Source organism: Inquilinus limosus, from assembly GCF_002195995.1.
GTDB classification, from domain to species: domain Bacteria; phylum Pseudomonadota; class Alphaproteobacteria; order DSM-16000; family Inquilinaceae; genus Inquilinus; species Inquilinus limosus_C.
In genome coordinates, this window is sequence record NZ_NHON01000021.1 from 26148 (window position 1) to 41219 (window position 15072).

The window sequence follows — 15072 nt, forward strand, 5'->3', positions numbered from 1 at the left end:
CACTGTGAACCGGCCCCTGGATTGCTTCGTCGGCTTCGCCTCCTCGCAATGACGGCGGGAGGGTGGACGCGGTGAAAAGGTCCCAGGAATGAGCGACATCCAGGCATCGCCGGCCGCGCCGATCGACATCGAGACCTATATCGACAGCGGCGATTTCTACGCCGAGCGGCATGTGCCGGAGCCGATGGGCCAGGCCCATTGGCACGACCATGTCGAGCTGAACCTGCTGCTGGCCGGCGGCATGACCTATCTGTTCAACGGCACGCGGATCTCGATCGGCGCGAACCGGGTGCACCTGTTCTGGGCCGCGGTGCCGCACCAGGTGATCGCGGTGGAGCCGACGGCCGACCTGATCTGCGTCTATCTGCCTTTCGCCGATTTCCTGGCCCTGCCGGTGGCCGACGCCTTCAAGTCGGGCGTGATGGACGGCCGCTTCGCCACGATGGCGGCGCCCGACCCGATCGACCCGCTGCTGTTCCAGCGCTGGGCCGCGGAATGGCCGGAGGGGTCGGCGCTGCGGCAGCAGATCCTGCGCGAGGAGGTCGGCTTAAGAGTCAAGCGCCTGTCGCTCGATGCGGTGGCGCCCGACGCCCCGGCCGACGCGACGCCCTGCGAGGTCGAGACGGCCGAGGAGGCGCCGCGGCTGGCCAATGCCGGCCGCCGCGCCATCGCCCGGGTCCAGGCCATGACCGACCACATCAACGCGCATTTCGGCGAGCCGGTGACGGTCGAGGCGGTGGCCGCGGCCGGCGGGCTGCATCCGACCAACGCCATGGCGGTGTTCAAGCGGGTGCTGGGCATGACCATCGCCCAATACATCCGCCGGCAGCGGCTGAGCCGGGCGATGATGATGCTGGTCGACACCGACCTGTCGATCGCCGAGATCGCCTTCGGCTGCGGCTACGGCTCGCTGAGCCAGTTCTACGAGGAGTTCCAGCGCCACTGCCGCAGCACGCCGCGGCAGTACCGGCTGAAGTTCCGGCGGTAGAGGAGAATGAGCCAGGCCGGATCAGGTCATCCGGCCCCATCAAGACCAGAAGGCGTTGCCTCTCCCGCTTGCGGGAGAGGTCGGAGACGCGAAGCGGCTCCGGGTGAGGGGAGTTCGTCGAGGCCGGGACCAGCCCTCACCCGGCCGTCCTGCGGACGTCCGACCTCTCCCGCCAGGCGGGAGAGGCAATCCGCGACGACGCTCGACATCCCCCTCAGCCTGGATCAGTTCAGCATCTCCTGCAGCGCGGTCATGCCTGGCCGATATCCCGCAGGGCCGCCCAATGCGGCGCCAGGCTGCGGCCGACCGCCTGCCACAAAGCGAAGCGGCGGCGGTAGAAGCCGGCGAGGCACGGGTCGGGCACCACCTCGCGCGGCGGCGCCACCATCGCGGAAGCGGCCTCGTCGAGGTCGGCGAAGCGGCCGGCGCCGACCGCCGCGGCCATGGCGGCGCCGAGCGCCCCGGTCTCGGCCTGCGCCGCGACCCTGACCGGCATGCGCAGCACATCGGCGATCATCTGCGGCCAGACCGGGCTGCGGGCGCCGCCGCCGGAGATGGTGATGCCGCGCAGCCGGGCGCCGGCGGCCAGCAGCTTGTCGACATGGGCGAGATGGGCGAAGGCGACGCCCTCGAACACCGCCCGCACCATGTCGCCGCCATCGTGCCAGCCGGCCAGGCCGAAGAACCCCGCGCGGGCAGACGGATCGCCGGCGGCGCCGTAGAGATAGGGGTGGTACATCGGCCCGTCGGCCTTGGGCGGCGCGGCCGCGGCCAGGGCGTCGGCCAAAGCGAAGGCGCTGCCGCCCGCCCGCCGCGCATCCTGCGCCAGCAGGTGATGGGCCAGCCATTCGAGATTGGCCGCCGAGGTCGCCGAATTCTCCATCGACAGGAAGCGGCCGGGGGCGATGCCGGCCGACATGAACACCCCGTCCAGCGGCGCGTCGACCACCACCTGGTTGATGCTCCAGGTGCCGAGGATGATCGAGGCCTGGCCCGGCCGGGTGACGCCGGCGCCGACGGCGCTGGCCACCACGTCGAAGAAGCCGGCCACCACCGGCGTGCCCTCGGCCAGGCCGGTGCGCGAAGCGGCCTCCGCCGACACCGTGCCGACCCGGTCGGTGGGCCAGTGCAGCGGCGGCAGCTTGGCGGCGACGCCGCCAAGGCCGTAGACCTGCAGCAGCCCGTCATCGTAGCGGTTCTCGGGCAGGCGCAGCAGCCCGGCGCCGCCCATGTCGGTGATGTCGGTCGCCACCCGCCCGGTCAAAGCGTGGACCACCAGATCCTTGCACATCAGCACATGGGCGGCGCGGTCCAGGACCTGCGGCCGGTGCCGCGCCATCCAGGCCAGCAGCGCCGGGGTCTGCGACGGCCAGGGCCGCTGCAGGCAGATCGCGGCCGCTTCCTCCGCCACCCCGGCGGCCGTCCACTCCTCGACCAGCCCGGCGGTGCGGCTGTCGAGCGACTGGATCGCCGCCAGCGGCCCGCCCTCGGCGTCGAGCAGGTAGAGGCCGTTGCCGTGGCCCGAAGTGCCGATGCCGGCGATGTCGCGGCCGTGCAGCCCGCTCTTGTCCAGCAGCTCGCGGACGAGGCCGGCGAGGTCGGCGCGCAGGCGGCCGATGTCGCGCTCGACCATCCCCGGCTCCGGGCTGTGACCGCCGGTGTCGCGATGGGCGGAGGCGAGCTCGCGCCCCGCATCGTCGAACAGCAGCGCCTTGACGCCGGTGTTGCCGGCGTCGATGCCCAGCCAGGCGCTCATCGGCCGCCCCCGTTGCGGTAGATCGCCCAGGCGGCGTCGGCATCGGCGCCGTCATGGATCATCGCCATCAGCGCCGCGACGACGGCGCCGGGGTTGTCGTGCTGATAGATGTTGCGGCCATAGACCATGCCATGCGCGCCCTGGGCCATCAGCGCGGCGGAGGTGTCGAAGACGCGCCGGAGGTCGGCCTTGCCGCCGCCGCGCACCAGCACCGGGCAGCGCGCCGCCTGGACCACATGGCGGAAATCGGCCGGGTCGTCGGTCGGGTCGGCCTTGACGATGTCCGCGCCCAGCTCGCGCGCCAGCCGCACCAGGGTGACGATCTTCTCGGTGTCGCCATCGACCAGATAGCCGCCGCGCTCATTCGGCTGCATCACCAGCGGCTCGATCATCAGCGGCATGCCGTATTTCTCGCAGTCATTGCCGAGGCGGCTGATGTTCTGCACGCATTGCCGGAACAGCCCCGGCTCGTCCGGCAGCATGAACAGGTTGACCACGACGCAGGCCGCGTCAAGCCGCAGCGCCGGCAGGATCGGGTCGGCCTCGTTCTGCAGCAGCGCCCACATCTCGCGATGGCGCTGGCGGTTGTAGGGGTTGCCCATGTCGACGCGCATCACCAGCGCCGGCCGCCCCTGCCCCGGCATCTCCTGCAGCAAATCGGCCTGGCCGTAATTCATCTGGATCGCGTCCGGCCCGGCCGCGGCCAGCATGCGGACCACGCCTGCCATGTCCTCCAGCCCGGCCATGAAGGACGGCTCATTGCAGACGCCGTGATCGATGGCGACGTCCAGGCAGCGGCCGTCCCGCATCAGCCGGTTCAGGCGGACCTTCTTGGTCAGATACATCGGAAACCCCATCAGTGTTGCGCGGCCTGCACGCGATGGCGGCGGGCCATGATGTCATCGAGGCGGACGGCGGCGGCGGCGGTCTCTGTTTCGGTCCAGCCGAGGGTGGACGCGACCAGCCCCCCGGCCTCCGCCACCAGGGCCGGCGTGACCCGGCCTTCCATGCCCAGCAGGGTGCGGCGCAGCAGCAGGTCGCCGATGTCGCGCACCTTTTCGGTCTCGATCAGCCATTGCAGCTCGCGCCGCGAATAGTCGGGGGCGGCGGCGACCGGCGAATCCGGCCCCTGGCCCAGGAAGCGGGCGACGGCGACGGCGCGGCTGCCGTAGCGCTCGCTCAACGCCCGGAAGCGCGCCAGCGGCAGGCCCGTGGCGGCGGCCTGGTCCCGCTGCCAGCGCGACCGGGCCTCGGCGTCGCGCGGAAAGCCGCGGCCGCCGCCGATCGCCAAATCGTGGGTGCCGACCCGGCGCGGCCGGCCGAGCTCGGCCAGGGCCAGGTCGGCGACCTCCTCGCCGAAGGCGCGGAAGGTGGTCCATTTGCCGCCGATCAGGGTCAGCACGGCGAAGGGCAGCGCGCCCGCCGCCTCGACCTCGACGGCATGGTCGCGGCTGATCCGCCCGGTGGCCTCGTCGTCGCTGACCGGCAGCGGCCGGACGCCGGTGAAGACGTGGACGATCTCGTCCTCGCGCACCGCGAGATCCGGGAAGATGCCGCCGAGGGCGGCCAGCATGTAGCGCTTCTCGTCGTCCAGGCAGACCGCGTCGTCGGGGTCGTCGACCCGGATGTCGGTGGAGCCGACCATGGCGGCGCCGGCATGGTTGAAGGCGATGCAGATGCGGCCGTCGCCATTCTCGAAATAGATCATCCGGTCGCCCAGCGCCTCCTGCAGCGCCGGGTTGCGGATCATCAGATGCGATCCCTTGGTGCCCTGGACCCGGCGCCGGTTGCTGGCCGGACCGATGGCACCGCCGACGACGTCGACCCAGGCGCCGGTGGCGTTGACCACCACCCGCGGCGCGATCCGCCCGCTGGCGCCGGTGATCCGATCGCGCCAGGCCAAGCCGTCGCCGTCGCGGCCGGTGATCTCGGTGTAGGAGAAGGCGCGGCCGCCGGTCTCGGCCTCGGTGTCCAGCACCAGCTCGATGCCCAGCCGCTCCGGCTGGGTGACGCGGGCGTCGTAGTACAGCACGCCGGCCACCGCCCGCCGGGTGATCCCCTTCGCCAGGCGCTGCAGCTTCGCCCGGCCGATGCCGCGGTGGCGCGGCATGGTGCGGCTGCGCCAGGACAGGAGATCGTAGAGCGCGAGGCCGGTGCGGATCATCAGCCCGGGCCGCGCCTGCGGCCGCTCGGCGATGCCGAGGAAGGCGCCGATCGTCGCCAGCGTGCCGCGGACCCGCGCCGTCACCGGCACCAGGGTCGGCAGCGGCGAGACGTAATGCGGCGCGTTGCGCAGCAGCCGGTCGCGCTCCTGCAGCGACTGGCGGACCAGCCGGAACTCGCCGTTCTCGAGATAGCGCAGGCCGCCATGCACCATGCGGGACAGGGCGGCGCTGGCGCCGGAGCAGAAATCATCGCGCTCGACCAGCACCACGTCGATGCCTTGCAGCGCCAGCTCGCGAAAGGTGCTGATGCCGTTGATGCCGCCGCCGATCACCAGGACCTCGGCCCGCTCGGGGATGGACGAGCCATTGCCGGTCATCGTGTCGTGTCCTGCGGGAAGGCGAGCAACGGCATCGGCCGACAATAAAGTGAGTCCCCCCTCCCCTCGCGGGAGGGGGCTAGGGGGAGGGGGTTTTCGACGTCAGAGCCGGCCCGGACTGTCGCAAATCGGCGCCGACGCCGAATCGGGTGCCCTGCCCATTCGCGCGCGGACGCGCGCAGACCCCTCCCCCTGCCCCCCTCCCGCAAGGGGAGGGGGGACTTAGAAGGGGCGATATGTGAGTCGGACGACATTCCCGAACCCAGACCTACGCCGCCGCCGCGACCGGGCCGAGATGGGCGGCGATGGCGCGGTCGATCGCCGCCAGCTCGTCCGCCGCCAGCCGCAGTTCGCCCGCCCGCGCATTCGCCCGGGCCTGGTCGGCGTTGCGGGCGCCGCAGAGCGCGAAGGTGATGCCGGGCTGCGCCAGGGTCCAGGCGATCACCACATCGGCGACCTCCACCCCATGGTCGCGGGCGATGCCGCCGAGATCGGCGGCGAAGGCGGCCACCAGCCGCCGGTTCTCGACCGAGAAGCGCGGATTGGTGCGGCGCAGGTCGTCACCATCGAAGCTCCGCTCCGGCCCGATCCGGCCGGTCAGGAGGCCCAGCGCCAGGCTGGAATAGCTGATCACGGCGATGCCGGCGTCGCGGCAGGGCGGGATCAGCGTCTGCTCCAGCCCGCGGTCGAGCATGTTGTAGGCCTCCTGCACGCAATCGACCGGGCCGGCGGCGCGGTAGGCGGCGAGATCCTCGACGCTGGCGTTGCTGATGCCGATCGCGCGCGCCTTGCCCTCGGCCTTCAGCGCCAGCAGCGCCTCCATGGTCTCGGCGATCGGGGTGGTCGGGTCCTGCCAATGGGTGATCAGCACGTCGACATGGTCGGTGCGCAGGCGGCGCAGGCTGGCCTCCAGCTCCGCCCGCACCGACTCCGCGCCGAGATAGCGGTGGATGGTCTTGTCATCCTGGCCGACGAAGGGCCGGCCCTTGTCGGTGTCCCAGACCAGGCCGCATTTGGTCACCAGCACCACCTCGTCGCGCCGGCCCTCGATCGCCCGGCCGACCAGCTGCTCGGCCCGGCCGAGGCCATAGGCCGGGGCGGTGTCGACCAGGGTGACGCCGGCGTCCAGCGCGGCGCGGATCGCCGCCACCGAGGCGTCGTCGTCGCCGCCGCCCCACAGCCAGCCGCCCATGGCCCAGGTGCCGAGCCCCACCGCGCTGGCGGGGATCCCCCCGATCTCACGCTGCATCTGCATCCTTGCCCTCCAGCCTTTCGACGACCCCGCGGGCCGTCCGGTCGTCCGTGATCAGATGGCCCGGCACGCCGCCGCGCAGCACCGCGGCGATGGCCTCGACCTTGCGGGCGCCCGAGGCGACCGCGATGCGCCGCGGGATCCCGGCCAGCTCGTCCAGCGTCAGCGCCACCAGCCGGCGGTTCGACGGGTGGTCGCAGGGCCTGCCGCCATGGTCGAGCAGATGGGCCAGCAGCTCCGCCTCCGCCCCGACGCGCTCGATGGCGCCGCGGTCGGCGGTGTCGGACAGGGTCAGGTAGGTGGCGTGCTCGTCGCGCACCGAGCCGATGCCGAACAGGGCGACATCGGCGGCGCGCGCCATGTCGAGCACGCCGCGGATGGTCGACACCGACAGCAGCGCCGCCCGCTCCGCCTCGTTCGCCGCGAAGATCGGGGCATGCAGCTGGTAGGCCTTGCCGCCCAGCTTCTCCGCCAGGGCGACGGCGACATGGTTGACGTCGGTGCGGAACTTGCCCTGGACCCCGCCGGTGGCCGGCACCACGCGGACGTCATAGGCCCGCGGCGGGGCCAGCGCCTCGATCATGGCGCAGAGGGCGACGCCGCCGGAGACGGCGATGGTCATGCCGTCGGCCAGGCCTTCCAGCAGCGTGGTCGCCGCCGCCTCGGCCGCCGCCTTCAGCACGATCGCCGGGTCGGTCGAGACCGCGGGCACCGCTACGGCCGAGTCCAGGCCGCCGAGGCGCTTCAGCGCCGCCGACAGCCCCTCCTCCGCATCGAAGGGCGAGCGGATGCGGATATCGACCAGCCCGCGCTCATGCCCCTCGCGGATCATGCGGTTGACGGTGGCGGGGGAGATGCCGATCTCGGCCGCGATCTCGGCCTGGGAGCGGTGCTCCTGGTAGAACATGACGAGGACGCGATGGATGTTTCGCAGTCTCTCGGATTCGCTGTAGAGCGGGCGCGGCATCGGTCTCAGCCTCGGGCCTTGTGCGTGTTGAGCAGGTGATCGATCGTCACCGCCACCAGCAGGATGGCGCCGCGGATGATGTCCTGCCAGTACACCGGCACGTTGAGCAGGATCAGCGACGACGTGACCAGCGACAGCAGGGCCGCCCCCAGCACCGCGCCGGCGATGGTGCCGGACCCGCCGTTCAGGCTGGCCCCGCCGATCACCGCGGCGGCGATGACGCTGAGCTCCATGCCCACGCCGAATTGCGGGGTGGCCGCGCCGAACCGGGCCATGTAGATCACGCCCGCGACGCCGGCCAGCGTGCTGCACAAGGTGGCGCAGATGATCTTGGTGCGCTTGGTGTCGATGCCGGAGAAGCGGGCCGCCTTCTCGTTGCTGCCGGTGTAGTAGACCCGCCGGAACAGCACTGATTTGCGCAGCAGCACGTCGAACACGGCGATCAGCGCCAGGAAGATCAGGATCACGAAAGGCAGGCCGCCGAGACTGCCCTGGCCGACGAATTTGAATTCCTTCGGCAGCGAGAACAGCGACTGCGGCGTGCCCTGGGTCAGGAGCAGGCTGAGGCCGCGGGTGATCACCATGAAGGCCAGCGACACGATGAAGAAGTGCAGCCCGATGCGGGTGACGCACAGCCCCATCAGGAAGCCGATGGCGCCGCAGCACGCGACCGCGATCAGGCTGGCCGACCAGGGGTCCAACCCGGCCAGGAACAGCGTGCCGCCGATCACCATCGACAGGCAGACCACCGACCCGACCGACAGGTCGATGCCGCCGACGATCAGGAGGATGGTCATGCCGATGACCACGATCCCCTCGATCGAGAAGGACAAGAGGATCGCCCGCATGTTGGCGAGGGTCAGGAAATAGGGCGAGGCGAAGCTCATCGCCACGAACAGCAGGGCGATGATGGCCAGCAGGCCGAATTCGCGGACCCGGACGACGCGCATCATCGGCGTCACGGCGGCCATGCTCATCTGATGTCTCCCATGGCGGCACGGCGCGGCGCGCCCTGCTGGTGGTCCTGGGCCCCGAGGCCCGAGGCGAGGTGCATGATCGCCTCCTCGGTCATCTCGCCAGGCCCGAGCTCGCCGGCCAGGCGGCCCTCATGCAGGACCAGGATGCGGTCGCTGATGCCGATCAGCTCCGGCAGCTCGGACGAGATGGCGACGATGCCGGCGCCCTGGTCGGCGAGCTCGCGCAGGATGGCGTAGATCTGCGCCTTGGCGCCGATGTCGACGCCGCGCGTCGGCTCGTCGACGAACAGCACGCGGGGGTTGACCGCCAGCAGCCGGGCCAGCGCCACCTTCTGCTGGTTGCCGCCGCTGAGCGTCGCCACCGGCTGCTGGACATTGGCGCAGCGGATGCCCAGGCGCTGGCGCATATCCTCGGCCAGCGCCGCCTCGCGCCGGCGGCTGACCATGACCCGGCCCGACACCTGCCGCAGGTCGAGCGACGAGATGGTCTGGGCGATCGGCAGATCGAGGAAGACGCCGTTGCCCTTGCGGTCCTCGCTGAGATAGGCCAGCCCCTGGCGCACCGCGGCGGGGTAGTCGTCCGCCGGCACCTCGGCCCCGTCGCACATGACCCGGCCGGACGCGCGCCGGACCAGGCCGCAGATCGCCTGCACCGTCTCGGTGCGGCCGGAGCCGATCAGCCCGCCGAGGCCGACGATCTCGCCGGGCCGGACCTCGAAGCCGATATCGCGGACGATGCCGCCGTTCGACAGGCCCTCGACCTGCAGCAGCGGGGCCGCGGCGGCCGGGCCGCGGCGCGGTGGGTACAGGTCCAGGAGCGGCCGGCCGACCATCTTCGCCGCCACCTGCTCCGGCGTCGTCGCCGCGGCCGGCAGCGTCTCGACATAGGCGCCGTCGCGGAACACGGTGATGCGGTCGGCGATGGCGAAGATCTCCGCCATCCGGTGGCTGATATAGATGATGCCGATGCCGCGCGCCTGGAGGCCGCGGATGATGGCGAACAGCGCCTCGGCCTCCGCCTCGGTCAGCGCCGCCGTCGGCTCGTCCAGGATCAGCACCCGGCAGTTCAGGGTCAGGGCCTTGGCGATCTCGACGATCTGCTGGCTGGCGATCGGCAGCTCGCCGGCCCGCACGTCGACCGGCACCGGATGCAGGCTGGCCAGCACCGCCTCGGCCCGGCGCTTCAGGTCGCGCGTGTCCATCCACAGGCCGCGCCGGAGGCCGCGGCGGCGGTTGGTCTCGGCCATGAAGATGTTCTCGGCCACCGTGGCGTCGGGGCACAGCGCGATCTCCTGATGCACCAGCCCGATGCCCAGCGCCTGGGCCGCGGCCGGGCTGGGGATCCGCACCGGCCTGCCGTCCAGGCTGACCGTGCCCCGGTCCGGCTGGTGCACGCCGCCCAGCACGTTCATCAGCGTCGACTTGCCGGCGCCGTTCTCGCCCATCAGGGCGTGCACCTCGCCGGCCTGCAGCTCGAACCGCACGCCGGACAGCGCGCGGACCGGGCCGAAGCTCTTGGCGATGTCATGGACGGTGAGGAGCGGCGGAGCGGTCACGTCGACGGCCTTCCTGGGGTCGCGGAGGCCGGCCGGGACGGTCCCGGCCGGCGGTCGGATCGGCGCTTACTCGTCGATGCCCTTGGTGCCGCGGCGCTTCAGGTACTTGTCCCAGTAGAAGTCGTCGGCATTGGAAGCCGTGACCACGGCATAGCCATTGTCGATGAACGGGATCACCATCGGGTTCTTGCCGGCGCTCTTGGCGTCGTTCATCGGGTCGATCAGGTCGGGATGGGCGGCCAAGTACAGCGCCATGAAGCCCATATAGCCCTGCATGCCCTGGTTCGGGTTGACCGAGCCGAAGACCTGGCCGGCCTTGATCATGTCGAGAATCTTGGCGTTCACGTCGGCGGTCATGACCTTGATCTTGCCGCCGAGCTCGACGCTGGCCTGGGCGGCGCCGAGGGCGGAGTTCGCCTCCGGCATGAACAGCGCGCCGAGATTGGGGTTGGCCTGGGCCATCGACAGCACGGCCTGGTAGGCCTTGTTCGGGTCCTGGTTCGAGGCGGCGCGGGCGACCAGCTTCATGTCCGGCCACTTCTCCTCCATCCGCTTGATGAAGGCGGCGACGCGGCGGTCATGGTTGTCCTGGCCGGGATTCTCCAGCACGCCGTATTCGCCCTTGCCGCCCATCGCCTCGGCCACCGCGTCGGCGGCGCCCCTGCCCTCGAGGTCGTTGTTCGAGGTGATGAAGGCGGTGCGGTTCGAGTTCGGCGAGTCCGCGGCGAAGGTGACGATCGCGGTGCCCTGCTCGATGGCGCGGTTGATCGGCTCGATGAACGGGTCGGAATTCATCGGATGCACCAGGATGCCCTTGGGCTGGCGGGCCAGGATCTGGTCGAAGCTGGCGATCTGCTTGGTGACGTCGTAGTCGGGCGTGCCGGTGTAGATGGTCTCGCAGCCCATCTGCTTGCCGGCCTGCTTGAACATCTCATAGACCGGGAACCAGTACTCGACGCCCGAGACCATCACATTCATGGCGTAGAGCTCGCCCGGGGCGCAGCGGAACGGCTCCGCGGCATTCGCCGGGGCCACCGCAGCGCCGGACAGGGCCATCGCCAGGGCGGCGCCCGCCAGGAATCGTGCACGAAGTGTCGTCATCATTCATCCTCCCCTGATCCCGGCGGCGGCATCCGCGGCCGGTTGTTGATGTATATTTCAATGACTGAAATTTCTTCCGTTCAATGAAGCGGGGTTCGCGGACGGCGTCAAGCGGTTTGTCGGCGGACAACGAAAAAGGGGCGCGCCGGATGGCCCGCCCCTGGTCGGTGGTCCATGACAGACCGTCATCGCGGGCACCGCTGCCTCTCCCGCGAGGGGACCTTTTCAGAACATCCCATCCCTCGCCGTCATTGCGAGGAGGCGAAGCCGACGAAGCAATCCAGGGGCCGGTGCGAGTGGCCCTGGATTGCTTCGCTGCGCTCGCAATGACGGTGCTGGGAATTCTGAAAAAAGTCCCGCAGTCGGGAGAGGCAAATGGGATGGCGCGCGGCCCGTTAACGCAATGTTCATTGCGCAAGCGGTCCGTTCTCGTTCATGATACGTTCCATGAAGGAGATCCCTGCCGATTTCGACCCTCAGGCCTATGGCCGCGGCTGCGCGCTGCAGCAATGCGAGATGCTGACGCGCCTGGCCGAGATCGGCATGCAGCTGGCCGAGACGGCCGGCGCCCGCGCCCTCGCTGCCCAGGACCCGGCGGCTCAGGCTTCGATGCCGGCCGAGGCCGCGGAGGCTCAGCCCCCGGCTGTGGCCGGGGACCCCGGTCTCGCCTTCGCCCGCTACGCCCATCTGGTGCGCCAGACCCTGGCCCAGCGCGCCCGCGCCGTGCAGGACCTGTGCGCCCGCGACGGCGGCCGTGACGACCGCCGCGCCCGCCACCGCGAACAGGTCGAGACCCAGATCGACAGGCTGGTCTGGGGCGATGTCGAGAACCGCGGCCGCGCCGCCGCCCTCGACCTGCAGGTCGCCCAGGCCTTCGCCGGCCTCTATCGCGACCAGGAGGATCCGGTCGAGGACCGCCCGGTCGGCTCGGTCGTGGCCGGGCTGGTCTGCGGCCTCGGGCTGGCCGGGAAATGGAACCGCCTGGCGCCGCACCGCGTCAGCCGGCCGCGTCCGGGCCGGCCGGACGGCAGCCCGGAGGAGATCCGGGCCGAGCGCGCCCGCCGCCGCGCCGCGGTCGCCGCCTGGATCGAACAGGCCGTCGACGACCTCGCCGAACCTGCCGTGGCCGCCGACATCCGGGCCGGCCTGGCGGTCCGGATGCGGGAGCCCGATGTCGAAACGCTGCTCGACACCGAAAGCTTCGGCACCGCCGTGGTCCGCCTCTGCCGCTCCCTCGGCTTCGACATCGAGAACGACCTCGACATTCCGCTCGAGAATGATGATGGTGCCGAGGCCCCGCCCGACAGCAGCTGAACGCCGGCGCCGGCGCCGGGCGACACGCCCCTCTTCGGCAGCCCAAGAACGGATCGCCGTCGCGAGCGCGTTACCTCTCCCGCCAGCGGGAGAGGCAAAATACGGCGTCCACCCCCCCCTACTTCATCGTCGGCATGACGAATTCGGCGCCGGCGCGGATGCCGGTGGGCCAGCGGGTGGTGATGGTCTTCATCCGGGTGTAGAAGCGCACCCCCTCCGGCCCGTGCATGTGGTGGTCGCCGAACAGCGACGACTTCCAGCCGCCGAAGGAGTGGAACGCCATCGGCACCGGGATCGGCACGTTGATGCCGATCATGCCGACCTGGATCTGGCTGGCGAATTCGCGCGCGGCGTCGCCGTCGCGGGTGAAGATCGCCGTGCCGTTGGCGAATTCATGGCGGTTGATCCAGCCGGCCGCGGTCTCGTAGTCCGGCGCGCGGGCGATCGACAGCACCGGCCCGAAGATCTCCTCGCGGTAGATCTTCATGTCGGTGGTGACATGGTCGAACAGCGTGCCGCCGATGAAGTAGCCGTCCTCATAGCCCTGGCGGCGGAAGTCGCGGCCGTCGACCACCAGCTTCGCGCCCTCGGCCACGCCGGAGTCGATGTAGCCGCGCACCTTGTCGAGATGCTGGCGGGTGACCAGCGGCCCCATCTCGGCCTCCGGGTCGGTGCCGGGGCCGATGGCCAAAGCGCGGACCCGCGGCTCCAGCCGCGCCAGCAGCGCCTCGGCGGTCTTCTCGCCGACCGGCACGGCGACCGAGATCGCCATGCAGCGCTCGCCGGCCGAGCCATAGGCGGCGCCCATCAGCGCGTCGACCGCCTGGTCGAGATCGGCGTCCGGCATCACGATCATGTGGTTCTTGGCGCCGCCCAGCGCCTGGCAACGCTTGCCGGTGCGCGCCGCGGTCTCGTAGATGTAGCGCGCGATCGGGGTGGAGCCGACGAAGCTGATCGCCGCGATGTCGGGGTCGAACAGCAGCGCGTCGACCGCCTGCTTGTCGCCATGCACGACGTTGAACACGCCGTCCGGCAGCCCGGCCTCCTTCAGCCATTCGGCCAGCAGCAGCGAGGCCGAGGGGTCGCGCTCCGACGGCTTCAGGATGAAGCAGTTGCCGCAGGCCAGCGCCACCGGGAACATCCACATCGGCACCATGGCCGGGAAGTTGAACGGGGTGATGCCGGCGACGATGCCGAGCGGCTGGCGCAGCGAGTGGCTGTCGACCCGGGTGCCGACATTCTCCGTGATCTCGCCCTTCAGGAGCTGCGGCGCGGCGGTCGCGAACTCGACCACCTCCATGCCGCGCTGGACCTCGCCGCGGGCGTCGCTCAGCACCTTGCCGTGCTCGGCGGTGATGGCGGCGGCCAGCTCGTCCGTCCGCTCCTCGAGGATGCGCAGGAAGCGGTTGAGGATGCGGGCGCGGCGCAGCGGCGTGGTGCCGGCCCAGCCAGGGAACGCCTCGCGCGCGGCGGCGACGGCGGCGCGGACATCGTCGGCCGAGGCCAGGGCGACGCTGCCGCTCTGCTGGCCGGTGGCCGGGTTGAAGACCGGGGCGCTGCGCCCGCTGGCGCCGGGAACCCGGCGGCCGCCGATGAAATGCTGGATCTCGGTGGGCATGGTCGTTTCCTCCTCTGCTGCCGGCACCTTCCCGCTTTACCCGATGCGCATCAACGCACAGGATCGAGCAACCGTTGTGCAGGTTTTGTAGCCATGGACTGGGATCATCTGCGCGTCTTCCTGGCGGTCGCCCGGCACGGCCAGCTGCTGGCCGCGTCGCGCAAGCTCGCCCTGAACCACGCCACCGTGGCGCGCCGGCTGGATGCGCTGGAGGCCGATCTGGGCACGGTGCTGTTCGACCGCCGGCCGGCCGGGTCGGTGCTGACCCAGGCCGGGGAGCGGCTGCTGCCGGTGGCCGAGGGCATCGAGACGGCGCTGCTCGGCGCGGCGGAGGGGCTGCGGGAGGACGAGGCGGAGGTGTCGGGCACGGTGCGCATCGGCGCGCCGGACGGCCTCGGCAACCATTTCCTGGCGCGGGAGCTCGGGCGCTTCGCCCGGCAGTATCCGAGCCTGACGGTCGAGCTGGTGCCCCTGCCCCGCAGCTTCTCCCTGTCCCGCCGCGAGGCGGATCTCGCGATCGGGCTGGACCGGCCGGTGGAGGGCCGACTGATCGTGTCGCGGCTGACCGATTACAGCCTCGGGATCTATGCCGCGGCCGACTATCTCGCCGTGGCGGGCACGCCGAGGGATGCCGACGAGCTGGCCGGCCATGTCGTGGTGACAGGGGTGGAGGACTACGCCTACGCCCCGGGGCTGGACTATGCCTGGGCGCTGGAGGACCGGTCGCCCCGGCGCTTCCGCTGCGCCAGCGCCACCGGGCAGCTGGAGGCGGTGCGGGCCGGGATCGGCATCGGCGTGCTGCACGACTTCGCCGCCGCCGATGTCCCGGGGCTGGTGCGGATCCTGCCGGAGGTCGGGTTCCGCCGCAGCTATTTCATCCTGTCGCATCCGGACACGGCCGGGCTGCGGCGGGTGGCGCTGTGCCGCCAGTTCATCGCCCGCCGCTTCGAGGAGGAGCGCCGGCGCTTCCTGCCGGGGTGATGGATCCGCATTCCCAGAAC

12 protein-coding genes are annotated in these 15072 nt (G+C 71.2%); 3 read left to right on the top strand and 9 right to left on the bottom strand.

Going from position 1 to position 15072, the window contains the following annotated elements:
• The first annotated feature begins 88 nt into the window (after positions 1-88).
• The gene (locus tag BWR60_RS13375; RefSeq protein WP_088151527.1) at positions 89-988 is read left to right on the top strand and encodes a helix-turn-helix domain-containing protein; all 900 of its coding nucleotides are present in this window, start codon (positions 89-91) and stop codon (positions 986-988) included.
• Positions 989-1238: 250 nt separating this feature from the next.
• Here BWR60_RS13375 and BWR60_RS13380 read toward each other — a convergent pair whose 3' ends face one another.
• The 8 genes from BWR60_RS13380 to BWR60_RS13415 form a co-directional block, all read right to left on the bottom strand.
• Complete coding sequence (locus tag BWR60_RS13380) at positions 1239-2744, bottom strand: FGGY-family carbohydrate kinase (RefSeq protein ID WP_088151528.1); 1506 nt, start codon at positions 2742-2744, stop codon at positions 1239-1241.
• Positions 2741-3589 (bottom strand): class I fructose-bisphosphate aldolase, encoded by an 849-nt coding sequence (locus BWR60_RS13385; protein WP_088151529.1) that lies wholly within the window; start codon positions 3587-3589, stop codon positions 2741-2743. Before BWR60_RS13385 ends, BWR60_RS13380 begins: the two co-directional genes overlap by 4 nt.
• Positions 3590-3600: 11 nt before the next feature.
• A complete protein-coding gene (locus tag BWR60_RS13390; protein ID WP_088151530.1) occupies positions 3601-5286 on the bottom strand; it encodes a glycerol-3-phosphate dehydrogenase/oxidase in 1686 nt (561 codons plus the stop codon).
• A 268-nt stretch (positions 5287-5554) separates the two neighbouring features.
• Entirely contained in the window at positions 5555-6541 is a 987-nt protein-coding gene (locus BWR60_RS13395; RefSeq protein ID WP_088151531.1) for an aldo/keto reductase, read from the bottom strand.
• Positions 6525-7505 carry a sugar-binding transcriptional regulator gene (locus BWR60_RS13400; RefSeq protein WP_088151532.1) on the bottom strand — a complete coding sequence of 327 codons (981 nt, stop codon included), beginning with the start codon at positions 7503-7505 and terminating at the stop codon, positions 6525-6527. Before BWR60_RS13400 ends, BWR60_RS13395 begins: the two co-directional genes overlap by 17 nt.
• Positions 7506-7510: 5 nt before the next feature.
• The gene (locus BWR60_RS13405; protein ID WP_088151533.1) at positions 7511-8482 is read right to left on the bottom strand and encodes an ABC transporter permease; all 972 of its coding nucleotides are present in this window, start codon (positions 8480-8482) and stop codon (positions 7511-7513) included.
• Entirely contained in the window at positions 8479-10038 is a 1560-nt protein-coding gene (locus BWR60_RS13410; protein ID WP_088151534.1) for a sugar ABC transporter ATP-binding protein, read from the bottom strand. Before BWR60_RS13410 ends, BWR60_RS13405 begins: the two co-directional genes overlap by 4 nt.
• A 66-nt stretch (positions 10039-10104) precedes the next feature.
• Positions 10105-11139: a substrate-binding domain-containing protein gene (locus BWR60_RS13415; protein WP_218823477.1), complete on the bottom strand. Its 1035-nt coding sequence runs from the start codon at positions 11137-11139 to the stop codon at positions 10105-10107.
• Between the two features lie 447 nt (positions 11140-11586).
• On the opposite strand from BWR60_RS13415, the gene BWR60_RS13420 reads away from it, so the two are divergent.
• Positions 11587-12453: a hypothetical protein gene (locus BWR60_RS13420; protein WP_088151536.1), complete on the top strand. Its 867-nt coding sequence runs from the start codon at positions 11587-11589 to the stop codon at positions 12451-12453.
• Between the two features lie 118 nt (positions 12454-12571).
• Here the strand turns inward: BWR60_RS13420 and BWR60_RS13425 are convergent, their stop codons facing one another.
• Positions 12572-14071 (bottom strand): CoA-acylating methylmalonate-semialdehyde dehydrogenase, encoded by a 1500-nt coding sequence (locus BWR60_RS13425; RefSeq protein ID WP_088151537.1) that lies wholly within the window; start codon positions 14069-14071, stop codon positions 12572-12574.
• Positions 14072-14164: 93 nt separating this feature from the next.
• On the opposite strand from BWR60_RS13425, the gene BWR60_RS13430 reads away from it, so the two are divergent.
• Positions 14165-15052, top strand: coding sequence for a LysR family transcriptional regulator (locus BWR60_RS13430; protein ID WP_088151538.1), 888 nt, complete (start codon positions 14165-14167; stop codon positions 15050-15052).
• The last annotated feature ends 20 nt before the right edge of the window (positions 15053-15072 follow it).

Excerpts from the sequence above, each read along its gene's own strand:
- BWR60_RS13380 (WP_088151528.1), bottom strand. The coding sequence starts at position 2,744 with ATGAGCGCCTGGCTGGGCATCGACGCCGGCAACACCGGCGTCAAGGCG.
- BWR60_RS13425 (WP_088151537.1), bottom strand. The coding sequence starts at position 14,071 with ATGCCCACCGAGATCCAGCATTTCATCGGCGGCCGCCGGGTTCCCGGC.
- BWR60_RS13400 (WP_088151532.1), bottom strand. The coding sequence starts at position 7,505 with ATGCCGCGCCCGCTCTACAGCGAATCCGAGAGACTGCGAAACATCCAT.
- BWR60_RS13420 (WP_088151536.1), top strand. The coding sequence starts at position 11,587 with ATGAAGGAGATCCCTGCCGATTTCGACCCTCAGGCCTATGGCCGCGGC.
- BWR60_RS13385 (WP_088151529.1), bottom strand. The coding sequence starts at position 3,589 with ATGTATCTGACCAAGAAGGTCCGCCTGAACCGGCTGATGCGGGACGGC.
- BWR60_RS13415 (WP_218823477.1), bottom strand. The coding sequence starts at position 11,139 with ATGACGACACTTCGTGCACGATTCCTGGCGGGCGCCGCCCTGGCGATG.
- BWR60_RS13390 (WP_088151530.1), bottom strand. The coding sequence starts at position 5,286 with ATGACCGGCAATGGCTCGTCCATCCCCGAGCGGGCCGAGGTCCTGGTG.
- BWR60_RS13430 (WP_088151538.1), top strand. The coding sequence starts at position 14,165 with ATGGACTGGGATCATCTGCGCGTCTTCCTGGCGGTCGCCCGGCACGGC.
- BWR60_RS13395 (WP_088151531.1), bottom strand. The coding sequence starts at position 6,541 with ATGCAGATGCAGCGTGAGATCGGGGGGATCCCCGCCAGCGCGGTGGGG.
- BWR60_RS13375 (WP_088151527.1), top strand. The coding sequence starts at position 89 with ATGAGCGACATCCAGGCATCGCCGGCCGCGCCGATCGACATCGAGACC.
- BWR60_RS13405 (WP_088151533.1), bottom strand. The coding sequence starts at position 8,482 with ATGAGCATGGCCGCCGTGACGCCGATGATGCGCGTCGTCCGGGTCCGC.